Below are 19,385 nucleotides of genomic sequence, written 5' to 3'. Positions count from 1 at the left end.
ATTCGCACAAGACCTTTCTAACGAGGTCTTCTTCTGCAGCCGCCGCCGGCCCTCCCCGGGCCCTTCGTGTGAGTGGACTGCTTCAGCAACACCCCCCCGCTGCAAGTTCTTGAGTGTTTCTGTCCCGGCCCGCATGGCGCGCCGGGTATCTCTGTTCATTCATTCCAAAAGGAAACACCATGACGACCAAGAAGACCGGCACTGTGAAGTGGTTCAGCGACGACAAGGGCTTCGGCTTCATCACCCCGGACGACGGCTCCAAGGACCTGTTCGCTCACCACAGCGAAATCCAGAGCACCGGCGGCTTCCGCACGCTGGCCGAAGGCGCCAAGGTCGAGTTCGAGACCAAGGACGGCCCGAAGGGTCCGCAAGCTTCCGGCATCCGTACCATCTAAGTACGAGCCGAGCGGGCGTCAGGCCCAGCCTCTACCGAGGCGCGCCTGCCCCGCTCACAGCTTCCACCCGTCGCTTTGCAGCGACGGGTCGAGCTCTCTCCTGATCGCCTGCGCAGCCGCCTCGCGATCATCGGCGACGCCCTCCACGTGGAGCACCCTCCGCGTCGGCAGCCCCGGCCGCTGATAGATCACCGCCCCGACGTCCGTCGCGGGTGCCGTGACAAACACCAGATCAAACGAATCGATCCGCAGGCCGATGATGTTGGCCAGCCGTGTCCGGATCAGCACGACCGCCCCCTCGCGGCGCTCACACGAGCTCCTGCCAGTAGATGCTCTCGCCGTCCGCGGTGAGACACAGGGCCCCGCCCCGCCATTCGAGCCATCGCTGGCTCACGAGCCGGTCGATCAGCAGTTCGGGGATCTCGCTCGCGCGACGTCGATGAAGCGCGTCCACGCACGTGCGCAACGAGGCCCGGAGGGTCTCCAGGTCTTGCGGTGAAGCCATTGCCCTACTCCTCGCGTTTCGCGCCGCGACATGCGGCCCGAACAGAAGCGCCAAGCGATCAAGGCGAGGACTTGCGGTGCGTTCGAGACCTTCGAACGAAGCAAGGACTTCGGGATGACAACCTCACGGTCTATGGGCCGATAGTAGCTCAGCGGCCTTCCGACCCTGCCGGCGCATCCGGGGGGCCGGCGGGGAGCTCGAACCGGAACTCGGTGCCCGCTTCGCCGGTCTCGACGCTGATGCGTCCACCGTGCGCCTCCACGATCGTGCGGCACACGAAGAGCCCCAGGCCCATGTTGCTGGCCGCCGGCGCGTCCGCGGCCCGATGGACCATTGGCTCGAAGAGCCTGCCCCGCACCTCGTCCGGGATCGGCCTGCCTTCATTGCGCACCGACAACTGCCGGAGGCCCGCGTCGCCGCCGGTCCGCACGACGATCGGCCGGCCCACGGCCCCGTGCTCCACGGCGTTGCGCAGGAGGTTGGCGATGACCCGCGACAGCCGGTCGCCGTCCCACACGCCGTCGTCCGGCGACTCCTGCACCAGGTCGATGACGAGACCGGGGTTGGCCCCGCGGACCTCGTCGATCGCCGCGGACGCCAGCGCGCCCAGCCGCTGCGGCGCGCGCCGCAGGATCAGGTCGGCGCCGAGCCGGCTGCGGGCGTAGTCCTGGATGTCGTCGAGCATGTGCGTCATGCGCCGCGACGCCGCCGTGATGCGGGACGCCATCTTCTGCGTCAGGTCGGCCGAGGGCGGCGCCTTCGCCAGCAACTGGCTGCTCATCGAGATCGTGTCCAGCGGATTGCGCAGATCGTGTCCGAGGATCGCCAGGAACAGGTCGCGCGCACGCTCCTCGTCGAGGCGCTTCTGGTCGAGTTCGTCGGAGAGCGACCGCAGCACGTCGCGTCGCCGCAGCAGCGCATGCAGGTTGGCGATCAGCACGTCCTCGTCGACCGGCCGCGTGAGATAGGCGTCAGCCCCGCTTTCGAGGCCATGGACCAGGTCCCGGTCCGCGACGTGGATGCCGGAGACATGGATGATCGGGACCGACGAGGCCGACTTCGACGCGCGCAACTGGCGGCAGACTTCGAAGCCGCTGATGTCGGGCAGCATGACGTCGAGGATGATCGCATCGACGCCGACACCGGCCACGGCCTGCCGCAGCGCCTCCGCGCCGTCCTGGGCCTCGATGACCGCGAAGCCGGCGAGTTCAAGCCGGCGCCGGAGCGCGTAACGATGCACCGCCTCGTCGTCGACGAGCAGGATCGTGCGCCTCCCGCGCGCCTGATGTGCTGCATCCATCCCTGTTTTCCTTGACCGATTCCATGACACCGCCACCGGAGGCGGATGCCCGATTCCGAGCGCAGAGGGTAGCGCAACCTCGTGAACCGCGCGGCCCGGATTTACTCGTGCCCGCTGATCACGTGCGGCACGTAGGGCGCCTCCAGCGCGGCGATCTCGCCGGCATCGAGCGCGAGCTCCAGCGCGCCCACGGCGTCCTCCAACTGCGCGATCTTCGACGCGCCGATGATCGGCGCCGTCACCTGCGGCTTCGCGAGCACCCACGCCAGAGCGATCTGCGCCATCTTCGCGCCGCGTTTGGCCGCGAGGTCCTGCACCGCCTGGATGACGGGACGGTCCTGATCCCCCGTCTTGTCGTAGAGCCGCTTGCCGACGTCGTCGGTCTGCAGGCGCGGGGTGGCCTCGTCGGCGGGCCGGGTCAGGCGGCCGCGTGCCATCGGGCTCCACGGGATCAGGCCGACGCCTTGATCGGCGCACAGCGGGATCATCTCCCGCTCCTCTTCGCGATACAGCAGGTTGACGTGGTTCTGCATGCTCACGAACGGCGTCCAGCCGTTGCGGCGGGCCGCCTCCTGCGCCTTCGCGAACTGCCACGCGTACATCGAGGACGCGCCGAGGTAACGCGCCCGGCCCGAGCGCACCACGTCATGCAGCGCGCACATCGTCTCCTCGATCGGCGTGTCGTGGTCCCAGCGGTGGATCTGCAGCAGGTCGACGTAGTCGGTGCCCAGGCGCGCCAGGCTCGCGTCGATCTCGGCGAGCACCTGCTTGCGCGACAGCCCGCGGCGATGCTTGACGCCCTCGGGCGTCTCGTACGGGAAATACATCTTGGTCGCGAGCACGACTTCCTCGCGGCGCGTCATCTCCTTGAGCAGCACACCGACCATCTGCTCGGACGTCCCGCCGGAGTAGCTGTTGGCGGTGTCGAAGAAGGTGATGCCGCTGTCGACCGCCTTGCGGAAGATCGGGCGGGAGGCGTCGAGGTCCAGCGTCCAGCTGTGATTGCCGACGTCGGCGGCCCCGAAGGTCATGCATCCCAGGCACAGCCGCGAGACGTCCAGTCCCGTGTTGCCCAGCTTCGTGTACTTCATGCTTGCAGCTCCTGGTTGAAATCAGGTCAATGCCGCGTGGAGAAAGCGTAGATGCGATCCCTCGCGGCCGGAAATGCCGGCGCAGGATAGTCGAGCATCGTGAATGGGAGACACTCGCCGTCTTGATGTCCCTCCCTGGATTCGGAGCATTCATGAGCACAGCGCGCTTCTATCCCATCGGCACTCCCGGCGTCCCGTGGGGCGACGCGGAACGCACCGCCTGGCGCGAGCGCCAGGTCGTGTCCCGGCGCCATCAGGACGACGTGGTCACGCGCGTCGAGGCCTTGGCCGACCGCTTCGAGATCGTGCGCTACGGGCAGCTGACCTACGGCGCCGACACCTACCCGCTGCTGGCGTTGAAGAGCCGCACGTGGGACCCGGCGCGTCCCGTGGCGCTGGTCACCGGCGGTGTGCACGGCTACGAGACCAGCGGTGTGCTGGGCGCGCTGCGTTTCGCGGAGGAACACGCGCAGGCGTTCAGCGATCGCGTGAATGTCCTCGTCGTGCCGTGCGTCAGCCCGTGGGCCTACGAGCGGGTGTGCCGCTGGAACTACCACGCGGTCGATCCCAACCGGAACTTCGGCGCGCGCCGCGAGGCCGCGGAGTCCTCCGCGCTGATCGAACTGCTGGCGCCTTACGCCGGCCAATTCCTGCTGCACATCGACCTGCACGAGACGACAGACACCGACATCACCGAGTTCCGTCTGGCCCTGGCGGCCCGCGACGGCAAGCCGCTCGAAGCCGAGGAAGTGCCCGACGGCTTCTACCTCGTCGGCGACAGCGAGACGACCCGCCTCGACTTCCAGCAGGCGATCATCGAGGCGGTGGAGCAGGTCACCCACATCGCGCCACCCGATGCGGACGGCCACATCATCGGCGCCCCGTTGAGCGCGCGAGGCGTCATCGAGTTCCCCGTCCGCAACTCGGGGCTGTGCGCGTGCGTGACGCGGGCCCCGTTCACGACGACCACCGAGGTGTATCCGGACAGTCCGCGGACCAACCCCGAGGAATGCGTCGAGGCCCAGGTGGCGGCGGTGCGTTCCGCGCTTGATTTCGCCATCGCGCACCGACCCTGAAAGCGGCGCCCCCCGCGTCGCGAGGTGGCGCGGGGACTGCTGCCAGAACTGGGCGGCCTCGCGCGGACACTGGCCCGGTCGACCACCCGACCCGAGGCCCCCATGCACACGCCCTCCTCCCCAGTCGCCGATGACTTCGACTTCGAATTCGGCGCCTGGACCGTCCAGCACCGCCGGTTGAATCGACGCCTGAGCGGCTGCGACGACTGGACCTCCTTCGAGGGCCGCTGCACGACGCGGCCCATCCTGGGCGGCCTCGGCAACCTCGAGGACAACGAGCTGGATCTTCCCGAGGGCCGCTATCGCGCGGTGGCGCTCCGGTCCTTCGATGCGGCGAGCGGCCAGTGGGCGATCTGGTGGCTGGACGGCCGCGCGCCGCATGCGCTGGACGTGCCGGTCAAGGGCCGCTTCGACGGCCCGATCGGCTTGTTCTACGCCGACGACGTGCTCGACGGCCGCGACATCAAGGTCCGTTTCACCTGGGACAAGCGCGACCTCGACGAGCCCCGGTGGGAACAGGCGTTCTCCGCCGATGGCGGGACCACCTGGGAAACCAACTGGGTGATGCGGTTCACGCGGGTGGGCTAACCCCACACCGTCACCGGGCAGTCCACCTTCCCATCGCCGTAGCGCACGCCGGGCACGACGTCCTGCACCAGGATCGTCGGCCCGTCGAGGTCGACGATGTCACACAGCTGGCCGACCAGCATCGCCGGCGCCATCGCCAGGCTGGTGCCGCCCATGTTGCCGACCATCACGCCGAGCTTGAGCACCCGCGCGCGATGCGCCATCAGCAGCCCTTCGGTCAGCCCGCCGCATTTATCGAGCTTGATGTTGAGCACGTCGAAGCGCCCGGGCAGCGACTCGAGTTCGTCGAGATTCAGGCAACTCTCGTCCGCCGCCGTCGGCATCGGGAAATCGACGAGCGCCATGTCGGCCTCTCGGCCGCGCGCGAACGGCTGCTCGACCAGGCTGACATCGCACGCGACCAGCACCGGCAGCAGCGCCTCGATCGTCGTGGGCGTGAAGCCCTGGTTGGCGTCGACGCTGAGCCACACGTCCGGCCGCGCGCCACGCACCGCGCGCACCCGCGCGATGTCGGCGTCCGTGTCACCGGTGAGCTTGAGCTTCAGCGCCCGCATGTCGCGCAGCGCCAGCGCCCTCGTCGCCATCGCGCCGGGTTCATCGGCGCCCAGCGTGATCGTCGTCGTCAGCGGCCGCGGCTCGGTGAGTCCCGCCAGCTGCCAGACGGACCGGTCCGACCGGCGGGCCTCGAGCTCCCACAGCGCGCAGTCGACCGCGTTGCGCGCGCCGCCCGGCGGCAGCAGGCGCCGCAGCGCCTGGCGGCCGATGCCGCCCTCGATGGCCTCGCGCACCGCCTCCAGTTGCGCCGGCATGTCCGCCGGACGGTCGTTCAGGTAGTAGACGCCGGCCGCTTCGCCCCGCCCCTCGTACGGGCCGTCCCGCAAGGTGACGCGCATCGCGGGCATCTCGGTGAAGCGATAGCCGGAGATGACGAAGGGCTCGCGCAGCACGAGCTGCTCGACGTGGCTGGACAGATGAAGGCGGGTCATGACATCAGGACTGGACGTGGAGGGCCGGCGTCGACACCAGGCCAGAGATCCTGGACGTCGATGCTTGAAGCGAACATGGACGTGAACGGAGGCGTCAGGTGGCGATGGCGATGGCGATGGCGATGGCGATGGCGATGGCGATGAAGGGTCAGGCGTTGCGGAAGCGCTGAGGAGAGAGCTCTCGGGCGTGGACGCCCGCGGCGGCGATGTCCGCGGGCAGGTCATGACCGAGCGCGAGCGCCGCGGCCGCGCGGCTCAATGCCGGCGCGGTCTGGATGCCGTAGCCGCCCTGCCCCGCGCACCAGAAGAAGCCGGGTGCCGTCGGATCGAAACCCACCACCGGCGTGCGGTCGGGACTGAACACGCGCAGGCCCGCCCAGCGATGGCGCACGCGCGCCACGCGCTGCCCGCTCAAGGTCTCGAAGCGATCCACCGCGATCGCCACGTCCAGTTCCTCGGGCTGCGCATCGCAGGGCGGGCTGGGCGTTTCGTCCGCCGGGGAGATCAGCAGCAGGCCGGCGTCGGGCTTGAAGTAGTGGCTCTCGTCGATGGCGATGACCGCCGGCCAGTCGGCCGCCTCGGCGGCGGCGACGCCCGCCGGCACGTCGATCAACGCGGCCGTCCGCCGCAGCGGCTGCAGCGACAAGGGCGCGACGCCGGCCAACTGGGCCACCGCATCCGCCCACGCGCCTGCGGCGTTGATCACCAGCGGCGCGCGCACGCTGAAGCTGTCGGTGCGGGCGAGCCAACCCTTCTTCTCGCGCACCAGCTCGCGCAGCGGTGCCCCCAGATGCAGGCGGACGCCACCGGCGCGCGCCTGGCGCAAGAAGCCTTGGTGCAGCGCGTCGACATCGATGTCCGCCGACGTGTCGTCGAGCAGGGCACCCTCGATGCGGTCGCGCTGGAGGATCGCGAGGCGCCGGATCACCTCCTCCGCATCCAGGCGGCGCGTCTGCGTGCGCACGTCCTCGTCGGCGGCAAAGCGATCCGCGATCGCCTGCTGCCCGGTGCCGATCAGGTAGAGGGTGTCCCGCACCCGCAACAGCGGGACCTCGGCGAAGCCCGCCGTCGGTCGATCGAAGAACGGCCGGCTGGCCCGCGTCAGCGCCCGGACCGGCGCGTTGCCGTAGAGCGCCGAGTAGAGCGCCGCGGAGCGCCCGGTCGTGTGGTACCCGGCGTGCGCTTCCGCTTCGAGCACGGCCACCGTCATGTGCGGCGCGAGGTGCGCCGCGACCGACGCCCCGGCGATGCCGGCCCCGATCACCAGGCAATCCACGCTGCGGGCGGTCGTCTCACTCATGGTTTTTAGCTACTTTCCAAATTGGAAAATAACTCTACCATCCGGACAACTCGATGCACAACCTTGTTTGTCACGGGAAGACCCGCAGAGATTTCCCCGGAGGCCCCGCGACGATGAGCGCCACCATGACCCCTCCCAGCACTGTTCCCGACGCCGTGACCACGAGCTCGCGCGCCACCTGGTTCGGCCAGCCGCGCGGGCTCACCGTGCTGTTCCTGACCGAGATGTGGGAGCGCTTCTCCTTCTACGGGATGAGCGCGCTGCTGGTCTATTACATGACCAAGCAGCTGCACTTCACGCAGGCCGACGCCTCGCTGATCTACGGGCTGTACACCGGCGGCGTGTTCCTGACGCCGATCGCCGGCGGCTACCTCGCCGACCGCTGGCTGGGCCGGCGCTTCGCGATCGTGATGGGCGGCAGCCTGATGGCGGTCGGACACTTCGCGCTCAGTTGGGAGGCGATGTTCTATCCGAGCCTCGTGCTGATCGCGCTAGGCAACGGCCTGTTCCTGCCCAACCTGCCGAGCCAGGTCGGGGACCTGTACGCGGAGGACGACCCGCGCCGCGGCGGCGCCTACAACGTCTACTACGTCGGCGTGAACCTCGGCGGCCTGCTCGCGCCGCTGGCCTGCGGCACGCTGGGCGAGGTGTACGGCTGGCATTGGGGTTTCGGCGCCGCGGGCGTCGGCATGTGCGTGGGCCTCGCGATCTACCTGCTCGGCGGACGGCATCTGCCGCAGGATCGGCCGCGCGACACGTCGGCCCGGGCGGCCAACGCCACGAGCCCCGATGCGGCCGGGTCCGCTGGATCGTCGGGATCCGCGGACGCCGCGGGTTCCGGGGACGGGACTGTGAGGCGCAAGCCCGGCGCCGCCGCGATCGTCGTGCCGCTGCTGCTGGTGGCCCTGTCGGTGATGGTCTTCCGCAGCGCCTATGCGCACAGCGGCAACACGCTGGCGTTGTGGGCGGACACCAGCGTCGACCTGCATGCATTCGGCATCGCGATCCCGGTGACCTGGGTGCAGTCGCTCAATCCGTTGTTCGTCTTCCTGTTCACGCCGCTGCTGATCCGCGCCTGGCGGCGTGCCGCCGTGAAGGGGCGCGAACCGGCGCCGGTCAGGAAAATGGCGATCGGCGCGGCCGGTGTCGCCGCGGCCTACCTGCTGCTGGCGGCGATGGCCGCGATGTCCGATGGCAAGCCGGTGAGCGGGCTATGGCTGCTGGTGTTCTTCGCGGTCTACACGATCGGGGAGCTGTACATCCTGCCCGTCGGATTGGGGCTGTTCGCGCGGCTCGCGCCCTCAGGCATGGGCGCGACGGTCATCGCCGCGTGGTTCCTCGCGGCCTTCGCGGGCAACCTGCTGTCGGGCGTCGTCGGACGCGCGTGGGAATGGCTCGGGCCGGCCGGATTCTTCGTGCTGCTCGCAGCGCTCGCCGCCACGGCCTCGCTGGCGCTGCTCGCGCTGGGACCCATGTTGAGGCGGTTGGAGGGGCCGCTGGCCCTCGCCCCTCCCCTCTCCCGCAAGCGGGAGAGGGAGTAAGAAAGCTTCAGCGCTTCGAACCGCGCGACTTTGCAGCCGTGGCTTTCGCGCCCTTGCCCGAGGGTGCTAGCGCGGGCGCCGGCTCCTGCAGACGTTTCGAGACATCGATGAAATGCTGGCTGAAGCCGTCCGGCGTGCCGCTGCGCGGCGCGCAGGTCGCCAGCACGCGGCAGCGTTCGTCGGACGCCTTCAGGTAGGCGTGCCCCATCTCGCTGTCGAAGTAGATCGAGTCGCCCGCCTTCAGCACCACCGGCGCATACAGCTCGCAGTGGAAGGCGATCTCGCCCTCGAGCACGTACGCGAACTCTTCTCCGGGATGCCGGATGAGGTCGCCGAACTCCGCCTTGAACTCGTCCAGCGTGCGCGCGTTGACCTCGGCGATCAGCGGCGTGACGCGCTTGTTGAGCAGCTCCGTCGCCAGGTAGAGCTGCTGGTAGCTCTCGGTCACGACCTGCTGCCCTTCCCCCGCGCGCTCCACGATGCGACGACCGCCGCCACCCGGCGCGGCACGCGCGCCCGGCGCGTCGGCGAGCAGTTCCGCCATGTCCACCCCCAGCCCCTTGCTCAGCAGCATCAGCTTGTCGTAGGACAGGGACATGTTGCCCTTTTCCAGTTTGGAAAGCGTCGACACCGCCAGGCCGGTCCGCCCGCTCACGTCGCTGAGCGTGAGGCCGAGCCGTCGGCGCACGCTGCGGATGTGGTCACCAGGAAGGTTCGAATCGATGGCCATGGTCGGGAGAAGCAAACAGTGCGGCGATCTTAGCAAGGCCGCCTCCACGGACTACCGCGAACACCCTGGGTTGAAGCTTCGTTCAATAGCAGCTAAGGTTTCCACCAATGTGAAAGCTTTTTCCAAATTGGAAACTTGCGGCTCAACTTCGCCCGCCTCGCCAGGAGTCCACCGAATGAACGCCTCCCCCCGTTCCCGCCGACCAGCGCCTTCCGCAGGGACCACGCGGCCCACGCGGCCCACGCGGCATTTCGCCTTCGCTCCCCTGCTGCTGCCCTGCCTCGCCGCGATGCAGGCCCTGCCCGCCTGGAGCCAGGCCGCCGCGCCGGCCTCGTCCGCCGCGTCCGCTCCCGCAGAGAAGGACGGCGACCGCGCCGCGGTCAAGGCGGAGAAGCTGGAGGTCGTGACCGTCACCGCGACGCGCCGCCGCGAGCCCCTGCGCGACGTGCCGCTGCGCGTCGAGACGATCAGCACCGAAGGCCTGGAGCGCTCCGGCGCCGGCTCGCTGGTCGACTACGTCGGCAACCTGCCCGGCGTGGACGTGAGCAGCGACGGCGGTCCCGGCCGCGGCCAGGTCAGCATCCGCGGCATCAACGTGGGCAGCGCGGGCACGGCGACGGTCGGCACCTATGTCGACGAGGTGGCCTACGGCTCCAGCACCGCCTTCGGCGGCGCGGCGGTGGCCGCGCTCGACATGTCGCTGCTGGACCTGCATCACATCGAGCTGCTGCGCGGCCCGCAGGGCACGCTCTACGGCGCGGGCGCGATGGGCGGCCTGCTCAAGTACGTCACCAACGAACCCGACACCGGGGAGTTCTCCGGCAAGGTCGGCTTCGGCCTGCGCGGCATCAAGGGCGGTGCGCTCGGCCACACGGAGAACGCGGTGGTGAACGTGCCGCTGAGCGCTGGCGTCGCCGCCCTGCGCGTGGCCGCCTTCAACGACCATGACGGCGGCTACATCAAGGCCTCCGGCCTGGCCCCGGGCAAGCATGTCAACGACGGCGACACGCGCGGCGGACGGGTCGCGCTGCTGCTGGAGCCGATGTCGAAGATGAAGGTCCGTCTCTCCGCGGTCGACCAGAAGATCGAACGCGACGGCACCGGCGTGGTTCAGTACGACGTCGCGACCGGCAAGCCGCTGCACGGCGACCTGACGCACGACCTGTCGATCTCCGAGCCCTACAGCATCCGCACGCGCCTGCTCTCGGCGGACGTCGACTACGACTTCGGCTGGGCGCGCCTGAACGCCATCGTGTCGAGCCAGCGCTTCAACGGCGACACGCTGCTGGACGCCACCGAGATCCTCGGCGGCGGCGCCTTCGACTTCGTGCAGCTGGACAACCGCACGAAGCTGCGCAAGGAAACGCAGGAGCTGCGCCTGACGTCGGCGCGGGGCACCGTCGAATGGCTGATCGGCCTGTATCACAACAAGGAACGCAACAACTACAACCAGCGCCTGTGGGGCCGGCCCACCGGCGCCGACGCGGACATGGAGCTCGTGCGCGTGGGCCAGCCCGCGAGCTACGAGGAGAACGCCGTCTACGGCGACGTGACCTGGAATCCGAGCTCGGCGCTGTCCTTCACGCTGGGGGCCCGCGTGGCGCGCAACAAGCAGGCGTACGAGACGCTCACCAACGACGTCCCGGACTTCCCGGAGCCGGCCACGTCCAAGGACCGGTCGAACACCTACCTCGCGACGGCGCGTTACTCGCTCGACAAGCAGAGCAGCGTGTACGTCCGCGCCGCCAGCGGCTACCGCCCGGGCGGTCCCAACCCGCAGGCCATCGACGAGAACGGCCAGGTCATCCCCGGCGCGCCGACCTCGTTCGAGGCCGACACGCTCTGGAGCTACGAGGCCGGCTACAAGGCCGACCTGCTGGACCGGCGCCTGTCGCTGGAAGTCGCGCTCTTCGACATCCGCTGGAGCAAGCTGCAGCAGCCGCTCGCCTTCGGCGCGACGACGGTGATGGGCAACGCCGGCAAGGCCGAGGTCAAGGGCCTGGAACTGGCGTCGCGGTATGCGATCAACGACGACTGGCGCCTGGAAGGCAGCCTGGCCTGGACCGACGGCAAGCTGAAGGAAGACGCGCCGGCCCTCGGCCCCTCGGGCGCGAGGCTGCCGAACTCGGCGAAGCTGTCCGTGTCGCTGGGCGCGCGCTACAACTTCGCGCTGGCCGGCAAGCCGTCCTACGCCAGCCTGCAGGTGCGCCACGTCGGCAAGCGCAACGCGGGCTACGACAGCGACACCACCTCCATCCCCAACTTCGTGATGCCGGCCTACACGCTGGTCGACGCGCAGTGGGGCATGGACTTCGGCGCGTGGCAGCTGTCGGCCTTCGTCCGCAACCTGACCGACAAGCGCGCCATCCTCGGCGCCGACACGGCGCTCACCGCCTTCGGCGGCCCGCTGCGCGCGACGCCGGCGCAGCCGCGCACGATCGGCGCCTCGGTCACCTACAACTTCTGAACGACGCCTCATGAAGCCACTGACCTTGCGCCTCTGCGCCCTGATGCTGGCCGCCTGCGCGACGCTGCCGACGGCATCGGCACAGACGCCGACGACCACGCCCAAGTCGGCGCCGATCGCGCCGATCACCGCGGCCGCGCCGGCTTCGGCAGCGTCCTCCGCAACATCGGCCGCGACATCGGCCGCCCCCGCGAAGGCCGCCGCCCAGCCGATGACGCTGGCCGACACGCAGGCCTGGCTCGACGGCCTGATGCCCGCCGCGCTGAAGATGGCGCAGGTGCCGGGCGCCGTCGTCGTCGTCGTGAAGGACGGCCAGCCGCTGGTCCAGAAGGGCTACGGCTACGCCGACTGGGACCGGCGCGTGCCCGTCGACGCGGAGCGCACGCTGTTCCGTCCCGGCTCCGTGTCCAAGCTGTTCACGTGGACGGCGGTGATGCAGCAGGTCGAGCAGGGCAAGCTCGACCTCGACGCCGACCTCAACCAGTACCTCGACTTCAAGATCCCGGCCTTCAACGGCAAGCCGATGACGCTGCGCCACGTGCTCACGCACACGACCGGGTTCGAGGAGACGGCGCGCGACCTGATCACCTACTCGGGCAAGTCGCCCGACCTGGCGAAGGTGCTGAAGGACTACATCCCGCCCGCCCTCTATGAGCCGGGCGCGCGGCCGGGTTACTCGAACTACGCGACGGCGCTGGCCGGCTACATCGTGCAGCGCGTCAGCGGCCTGCCCTTCGACGACTACGTCGAGCAGAAGATCTTCACGCCGCTGGGCATGCGGCATGCGAGCTTCCGCCAGCCGCTGCCGCCGGCGCTGGCACCGCTGATGTCGCAGGGCTACGAGAAACAGGGCGAACCCGGCAAGGGCTTCGAGATCGTCAGCCTGGCGCCCGCCGGCAGCCTCTCGGCGACGGGCGCGGACATGGGGCGCTTCATGCAGGCCTTCCTGCAGCAGGGGCAGCTCGGCGAGTCGCGCCTCCTCAAGCCCGAGACGGTGAAGCAGATGCACGGCCAGCTGACGAAGCCGATGCCGGACCTGCTCGGCATCGGGCTGGGCTTCTACCAGCACGACATCAACGGTCACCGCGTTGTCGGCCACGGCGGCGACACCATCCTCTTCCACACCGACCTGCTGCTGTTCGTCGACGACGGCATCGGGCTGTACATCTCGGTCAACTCGCCGGGCAAGGACGGCCAGGGCAAGTGGCTGCGGGACACGGTGCTGGAGTCCTTCGCGGATCGCTACCTGCCGGACGCGCGCGCCGCGACGCCCCGTCAGGTCGACGACGCCACCGCGAAGCAGCATGCGCAGCAGCTCGCCGGTTCGTACCAGAGCACGCGTCGCGAAGACTCGACCTTCTTCTCGCTGCTGCCGCTGCTCAGCCCGCTGAAGGTGCAGGCGCTGGATGACGGCCGCGTCGCGCTGGAGCTGGCCGGCTCGCGCAGCGTGTTCCGCGAAGTGAAGCCCTACCTGTGGGAAGAGGAGCACGGCAAGCGCCGACTGCAAGCCATCGTCGAGAACGGCCGCGTCGTTCGATGGGGCCTGGAGCCCTACGTCTTCGCCTTCGTGTTCGAGCCGGTGCCGGCCTTGTCGGGCGGACTGGCCCTGCTGCTGGTCGGCCTGTCGCTGGTGACGATGCTGCTCACGGCACTGCTGTGGCCGGTGGCTGCGGTGCTGCGTCGCAAGCATGGTGTCGCGGCGCCGGGCCGGCCGCTGCTGGCGGTGCGGGTCGCCAGCGTCCTGGTGCTGCTCACGGTCGCGATGTGGACGCTGGTGTTCACGCGGCTGGAAGGCGACGGCGACCTGAGCGTCGTCCTGCCCCTCGCGCAAGGACTGACCCTGCTGGCCTTCATCGGCGGGCTGCTCGTGTCCCTGTGGCACGCGCGGCTGGCGCTCAAGAGCAGCAGCAAGGCGGCGAAGGCGCTCGCCGTGGTCTGGGTGCTGGCCTTCGCGGTCCTGATCGTGATCGGTGGCGCCCACCACCTGATGAGCTTCAACCAGAACTTCTGAACCCGAGGCTCCCGGGATGGAGTCGGGGCGCGCCCACAAGGCGCGCCTGTTTCGCTTGAAGGATGCTCGATGAATCCGATGAAGATCACCGCGATGCGGGCCGCCATGCGGGCCTCGACACGGGTCGCCAGGCAGATCGGTCTGGCCGGCGCCCTGGCGCTGGCGTTCGCCACCACGACGACCTCCGCGCAGCCGACCGGGCAGCCGGCCGCCGTGCCGCCCGAGAAGCCGCTCGCACCCAAGGTCGCCGCCACGCCGGAGCCGCCAGCACCATCCGCATCAGCGGCTCGCTCCGCCGTCGCGCTGACCGCGACCGACCTCGAAGCCTGGCTGGACGGCCGCGTCGCCTATTCGCTCGAGGCCGGGGACATCGCCGGCGCCGTGGTGTCCGTGGTGAAGGACGGCAAGGTCCTGTTCCAGAAGGGCTACGGCTACGCCGACGTCAAGGCCAAGGTGCCGATGAGCGCCGAGACCTCGATGGTGCGGCCCGGCTCGACGTCCAAGCTGTTCACGTGGACGGCGGTGATGCAGCAGGTCCAGGCGGGCAAACTCAATCTCGATCAGGACGTCAACGACTACCTCGATTTCAAGATCCCGCAGACCTTCGGCAAGCCGGTCACGCTGCGGCATCTGATGAACCACACGGCCGGTTTCGAGGAGGGGCTGAAGGACCTGCTCGCCTACGACCCGAAGCTCGCGCCGTCCAACGAGGACTACCTGAAGCAGCATCCGCGGCCGATGCTGTTCGCTCCGGGTCAGGCGCCGGGTTACTCCAACTACGGCGTCGCGCTGGCGGGCTACATCGTGCAGCGCGTGTCGGGCGAGCCCTTCGACACCTACGTCGACCGCCACATCTTCCAGCCGCTGGGCATGCTGCACTCGACGACGGCGCAGCCGCTGCCCGCGAAGTTCGAGCCCTTCATCGCGAAGGGCTACCGGCAGGCCAGCGACCCGGCCCCCTCCCCGTTCGAGCTCGTCGTCACGGCGCCCGCGGGCAGCGGCAGCGCGACGGCGGCGGACATGGCGCGTTTCATGCTCGCGCATCTGCAGCAAGGCAAGCTCGACGGCGCCGAGATCCTGAGCCCCGCCACCACCGCGCTGATGCACAGCCCGTCCGCGCCGGCGCGGCCCGGCTTCAACGTGATGGCGCATGGCTTCTTCCGCGAGTTCCGCAACGGCCGCACGCTGCTCGGCCACGGCGGCGACACCATCGTGTTCCATTCCGACCTGAGCCTGCTGCCGGACGAAGGCGTCGGGATCTTCGTGTCCTTCAACAGCCGCGGAAAGGACTCGGCGGTCTACCTCGCGCGCAAGGCGCTGATGGAGGGATTCCTCGACCGCTACTTCCCGGGCAAGCCGGTCGTCGATGCGCCGGCGCTGGCGTCCGCGCCCAAGGACGCGCAGCTGATCGCGGGCCGTTACCAGACCTCGCGCCGTGTCGAGCACGGTTTCCTCAGCGCGCTCTACCTGATGAACCAGACGGTGATCGCGGCGAATCCGGACGGAACGATCCTGGCCCCCTCCGGTCCGACCGGCGAGATGGCCACCTTCCGCGAGATCGCGCCGCAGTTGTGGCGCAAGCAGGGAGGCATGGAGGAACTCGTGCTCGTCGACGTCGACGGCGTGAAGACCGTGATCGACAGCGAGAACCCCGTCTCCGTGCTGCAGGAAGCGCCCTTCCTGCGCTCCGCGCCGTTGACGCTGAGCATCCTCGGGCTGTCGCTGCTGGTGCTGGTCAGCGCGCTCGTGGCGTGGCCGCTGGGCGCGCTGCTGCGCCGCGCGGACCGCGGCACCAGCGGCGCCTCGCCCGCGCTGCATCGGCTGCGCCGCTGGCAGCGCATCGCGGTCGTCGTGGACCTCGTCTACCTGGGCGCCTGGATCGTCCTGATCATGCCGGTGCTCAGCACCGACCTGGCGATCTACAACGGCGGCAACGACTGGCTCTTCGGCCTGATGCAGCTGAGCGGCGTGTTCGCGCTCGCGGCGGCGATCGTCGGCGTGTGGGTCGCGTGGCGGTTGTTCCGCGTCGAGTCGACTCGCCTGACGCGCGTGTGGGGCGTGCTGGTCGCGCTCGCGCTGGCGGGCATCGTCTGGATCGGTGTGGTCGGCCAGCTGATGAGCCTCAACCTCAACTACTGAGCCCCATGAAGTTCTTCATCGCGCACCTCGCCACCGAGACCAACACCTTCGCGCCCGCGCCGACGGGCCTCGGCGGCTTCGAGGAATACGGGATCTTCCATGGCGACGCGAGCCGGCGGGACCCCGAGGGCACTGGCGCTTTCCTGCGTTTCCTGCGCGACCTGATCGAGGCGGACGGCCATGAGGTCGTCGAAAGCCTGAATGCGATCGCCCAACCGTCGGGCCGCACGGTGCGGCATGTCTACGAGGCGCTGCGCGACGAGATCCTCGCCGACCTGCGCGCGGCGATGCCGGTCGACGCGGTGCAGTTGCTGCTGCACGGCGCGATGGCGGCCGAGGGCTACGACGACTGCGAGGGCGACCTCGCGGCGCACATCCGCAAGGTGGTCGGTCCGGACGTCCCGGTCGGACTGGAGCTCGACCTCCATTGCCATCTCACGGCGTTGATGCAACGTTCGGCGACGGCGATCGTCGCGTTCAAGGAGTACCCGCACGTCGACGCGGAACCACGCGGGCGCGAGCTCTACCGGATCCTCGTCGACACGGCCTCGGGCCGCGTTCGACCGGTCACGGCGACCTTCGACTGCAAGATGGTCGGGCTCTGGCACACGACGCGGGAGCCGATGCAATCCTTCGTCGCGCGCATGCAGGCGCTGGAACGCGAGCCCGGCGTCCTGTCGATCTCGCTCGGACACGGCTTCCCATGGGGCGACGTGCCCGAAGCGGGCGCGAAGCTCTGGGTCGTGACCGACAACGAGCCGGCGCTCGCCCGCTCGCTCGCGGAGCAACTGGGCCGCGAGTTCTGGGATCTGCGCGACGAGATCGGCCCCGAGCTGATCGACATCGACGGCGCGCTCGATCGCGCGCTGGCGCTGGGCGAAGGTCCGGTCGTGCTGGCCGACATCGCCGACAACCCCGGCGGCGGCGCGCCCTGCGACAGCACCTTCATCCTGCGCCGCATCGTCCAGCGCGGCATCGGCAACGCGATCGTCGGCGCGCTGTGGGACCTGGGCGCCGTACACATCTGCCGCGACGCGGGCGTGGGCGCGGAGCTCGACCTGCGGATCGGCGGCAAGTGCGGACCGGCCTCGGGCGACCCGCTGGACCTGCGGGTGGTGGTGCGCGCGGTGGTCGAGGACCACACGCAGACCGCGCTCGGCACGCGCGAGCGGCTCGGCACCTGCGTGCGGGTCGAGGCGGCGAACGGCGTGCACATCGTGCTCTGCTCGATCCGCACGCAGACCTACGGCACGGACGCCTTCACCGGCCTGGGCCTGACGCTCGAGAACACGGCGCTGATCGTGGTGAAGTCGACGCAGCACTTCCACGCGGAATTCGCGCCGATCGCCAAGGCGGTGCTCTACGTCACCTCGCCCGGGGCGATGAACTGCGACTTCGCGAGCACGCCGTACCGGCTGAGGTCGCTGGACTACTGGCCGAGGGTGGCGGATCCGCACGGTTTCGGTTGACGCATCAGCACGTCCTCGAAGAACGCGCCCACGGGCCGGATCCGGTCGCGGACCTGGATCTCCAGCACCCAGAGTCCCTCCCCCGGCGCGAAGCCGGCCTGCGCCAGCTTGTGCCGGCCGTAGAGCGCATGGGGGAAGTCGGACACGCGATGCCCCGCCATTTCGCGGACCAGCGCACATCCCCGGCGCTGCGCCGCCGCCTCGGCCAGGTCATAGAGCGCCACGCCGCTCGCGCCTTCCAGCCACGCCGCGCGGGCCTCCGCGAACACCGCGCGGGCCGCTTCCGCGCAACGCCTGTGCGTCTCGTCGGCGCCGAAGACGAAGGTGTCGCCGTAGTCGCCCTCGTAGCCGTCCCAGACCGGTCCGATGTCGATGAAGACGATGTCGTCCGGACGCAGGCGTCGCGAGGGATCTCCCGGCTCGCGCGAGGTACAGGTCGTGTCTTCGCCGAAGCGGACGATCGTCGGATGCCAGTTGCGCTGAGATCCCATCGCGCGCAGGCGCTCATCGGCCAGGGCACGAGCCTCGGCGCCTGACATCCCTGGGCGCAGCAGCGTCGCGATGTCCTTGACGGCGGCGATCGAACGCTCCCGCGCCGCCACGATGCCGGCCAGGTCGAAGTGCGGCCCGCTGCGTTCCCAGTCGTGCGCCGCGTCTTCGCGCCCGCTGGCGACGAACGCATCGGCATGCCAATGCGTGGCGGGCAGGCCGGCGGCCTGCAGCGCCAGGCGTGCGTCGCGCAGCATCGCCGGATGGCCGCAGGCGTGCACGCGGACCGCCGACCAATCGTGTCCGTCCGCCAGCGCATGGTCCTGCACATGGCCTTGCAGGGCGCCGTCCTGTCCGGCATGTCCCTTGGTCGCCTGCGGCGACACCGCATGCCAGCGCAGGCGGCCGTCGGCTGCCGCCCACGCATCCAGCTCCGCGCGGGCGTAGTGGTCGGTCTCATGGCGTCCGGCCCAGTACAGGGTGACGCCGGGCAAGGCCGGATCGGCCAGCATGGCCTGGAGCAAGGCCCGCACGCCGGCGTAGCCCGTGCCGGTGGCCAGCAGGACCAGCGGCATGTCCGATGCAGGCGTGGCGGGGGCACCGAACGGCGCCTCGACATCCAGCGCGTCGCCGGGCCTCAGCTCACCCAGCAGCGCATCGGAGAAGCGGCCGCCCGGCACGCGCCGGATCTGCAACTCGATGGGATCGCGATCGTCCTCGCGGCGGTTGGCGATGGAGAAGCAGCGGTGGTCGCCATCGGGCAGCTGCACACGGACGTGCTGGCCGGCCCGTGTCGCCAGGCCGCGACCAGGATCGAGGACGAGTCCGACAACATCCGGACCCAGCGGACGGCGCGCCAGCACGCGCATGGTGAACTGCTGCGGCGGTGCCTGAGGCACCCAGTCCGGCACCCGCAGGACGAGTTCGCCACGAGCGCGCACCTGGCACATGAGCACACGCCCCGGACCCGGGTCGATCGGGTTCGCCACGGCTGCCGCGGCGGCTTCGACCTCACCTGCGGCACAGTCCGCGGCGCAGGAACCGCAGGCGCCGCGCTGGCAGGAGAACGGCACCGAGAGGCCGGCGGCCAACGCGGCATCGAGCACGCTCGAATGTCCGGCCATGGGCACGCGCACACCATGAGGCATGAGGGTGAACGCATTGCCGGATGAGTCGTCGGGCTGAACGCCTGGAGGCGCGTCGGCGGAGGTGTGGTGGACTTGCATGGGCAGTGATCCTGCCTACACTGTGGCCTCCTCGGAACAGCCACTTTTATCCTTTTGAGCAAGCCACTTTCG

General features: G+C 69.7%; 16 protein-coding genes. 8 read left to right on the top strand and 8 right to left on the bottom strand.

What is annotated here, in order from left to right; all coding sequences use genetic code 11:
• Nucleotides 1-179 precede the first annotated feature (179 nt).
• Nucleotides 180-395, top strand: coding sequence for a cold-shock protein (locus tag AC07OZ_RS24685; protein WP_495469719.1), 216 nt, complete (start codon nt 180-182; stop codon nt 393-395).
• 54 nt (nt 396-449) lie between these two features.
• On the opposite strand, the gene AC07OZ_RS24680 is transcribed toward AC07OZ_RS24685, so the two are convergent.
• From AC07OZ_RS24680 to AC07OZ_RS24665, 4 genes are all read right to left on the bottom strand, one after another.
• Nucleotides 450-683, bottom strand: coding sequence for a hypothetical protein (locus AC07OZ_RS24680; RefSeq protein WP_495469718.1), 234 nt, complete (start codon nt 681-683; stop codon nt 450-452).
• A gap of 19 nt (nt 684-702) precedes the next feature.
• Complete coding sequence (locus tag AC07OZ_RS24675) at nt 703-900, bottom strand: hypothetical protein (protein WP_495469717.1); 198 nt, start codon at nt 898-900, stop codon at nt 703-705.
• Between the two features lie 148 nt (nt 901-1,048).
• Nucleotides 1,049-2,200, bottom strand: coding sequence for a hybrid sensor histidine kinase/response regulator (locus AC07OZ_RS24670; protein ID WP_495469716.1), 1,152 nt, complete (start codon nt 2,198-2,200; stop codon nt 1,049-1,051).
• 101 nt (nt 2,201-2,301) lie between these two features.
• Complete coding sequence (locus AC07OZ_RS24665) at nt 2,302-3,291, bottom strand: aldo/keto reductase (RefSeq protein ID WP_495469715.1); 990 nt, start codon at nt 3,289-3,291, stop codon at nt 2,302-2,304.
• Nucleotides 3,292-3,443: 152 nt separating this feature from the next.
• On the opposite strand from AC07OZ_RS24665, the gene AC07OZ_RS24660 reads away from it, so the two are divergent.
• Nucleotides 3,444-4,367, top strand: a complete 924-nt coding sequence (locus AC07OZ_RS24660) for a M14 family metallopeptidase (protein WP_495469714.1) — start codon at nt 3,444-3,446, stop codon at nt 4,365-4,367.
• Between the two features lie 102 nt (nt 4,368-4,469).
• On the top strand, nt 4,470-4,955 hold the full coding sequence (locus AC07OZ_RS24655; protein ID WP_495469713.1) for a DUF1579 domain-containing protein: 486 nt from the start codon (nt 4,470-4,472) through the stop codon (nt 4,953-4,955).
• On the opposite strand, the gene AC07OZ_RS24650 is transcribed toward AC07OZ_RS24655, so the two are convergent.
• Together AC07OZ_RS24650 and AC07OZ_RS24645 are read right to left on the bottom strand one after the other, a co-directional pair.
• A complete protein-coding gene (locus tag AC07OZ_RS24650) occupies nt 4,952-5,941 on the bottom strand; it encodes a dipeptide epimerase (RefSeq protein WP_495469712.1) in 990 nt (329 codons plus the stop codon). The two genes, AC07OZ_RS24655 and AC07OZ_RS24650, sit on opposite strands and share 4 nt — an antisense overlap.
• A gap of 148 nt (nt 5,942-6,089) precedes the next feature.
• A complete protein-coding gene (locus AC07OZ_RS24645) occupies nt 6,090-7,241 on the bottom strand; it encodes an NAD(P)/FAD-dependent oxidoreductase (protein ID WP_495469711.1) in 1,152 nt (383 codons plus the stop codon).
• 125 nt (nt 7,242-7,366) lie between these two features.
• Here AC07OZ_RS24645 and AC07OZ_RS24640 point away from each other — a divergent pair, with 125 nt between their 5' ends.
• Nucleotides 7,367-8,782, top strand: a complete 1,416-nt coding sequence (locus AC07OZ_RS24640) for a peptide MFS transporter (protein ID WP_495469710.1) — start codon at nt 7,367-7,369, stop codon at nt 8,780-8,782.
• 7 nt (nt 8,783-8,789) lie between these two features.
• Here AC07OZ_RS24640 and AC07OZ_RS24635 read toward each other — a convergent pair whose 3' ends face one another.
• A complete protein-coding gene (locus tag AC07OZ_RS24635) occupies nt 8,790-9,512 on the bottom strand; it encodes a helix-turn-helix domain-containing protein (protein WP_495469709.1) in 723 nt (240 codons plus the stop codon).
• 175 nt (nt 9,513-9,687) lie between these two features.
• Here AC07OZ_RS24635 and AC07OZ_RS24630 point away from each other — a divergent pair, with 175 nt between their 5' ends.
• The 4 genes from AC07OZ_RS24630 to AC07OZ_RS24615 all read left to right on the top strand — a co-directional run bounded on the left by AC07OZ_RS24630 (nt 9,688) and on the right by AC07OZ_RS24615 (nt 17,598).
• The gene (locus tag AC07OZ_RS24630; protein ID WP_495469708.1) at nt 9,688-11,979 is read left to right on the top strand and encodes a TonB-dependent receptor; all 2,292 of its coding nucleotides are present in this window, start codon (nt 9,688-9,690) and stop codon (nt 11,977-11,979) included.
• 10 nt (nt 11,980-11,989) lie between these two features.
• Nucleotides 11,990-13,990 carry a serine hydrolase domain-containing protein gene (locus AC07OZ_RS24625; protein ID WP_495469707.1) on the top strand — a complete coding sequence of 667 codons (2,001 nt, stop codon included), beginning with the start codon at nt 11,990-11,992 and terminating at the stop codon, nt 13,988-13,990.
• 69 nt (nt 13,991-14,059) lie between these two features.
• Nucleotides 14,060-16,129: a serine hydrolase gene (locus AC07OZ_RS24620; protein ID WP_495469706.1), complete on the top strand. Its 2,070-nt coding sequence runs from the start codon at nt 14,060-14,062 to the stop codon at nt 16,127-16,129.
• Nucleotides 16,130-16,134: 5 nt separating this feature from the next.
• Nucleotides 16,135-17,598 (top strand): M81 family metallopeptidase, encoded by a 1,464-nt coding sequence (locus AC07OZ_RS24615; protein WP_495469705.1) that lies wholly within the window; start codon nt 16,135-16,137, stop codon nt 17,596-17,598.
• Here AC07OZ_RS24615 and AC07OZ_RS24610 read toward each other — a convergent pair.
• The gene (locus tag AC07OZ_RS24610; protein WP_495469704.1) at nt 17,559-19,313 is read right to left on the bottom strand and encodes a M24 family metallopeptidase; all 1,755 of its coding nucleotides are present in this window, start codon (nt 19,311-19,313) and stop codon (nt 17,559-17,561) included. The two genes, AC07OZ_RS24615 and AC07OZ_RS24610, sit on opposite strands and share 40 nt — an antisense overlap.
• Nucleotides 19,314-19,385 lie beyond the last annotated feature (72 nt).

The sequence above is a fragment of the Roseateles sp. GW821-FHT09G03 genome (assembly GCF_059416045.1).
Note: the sequence above shows the minus strand (reverse complement) of the source record. Positions and strands in the feature narration are given on the sequence as shown.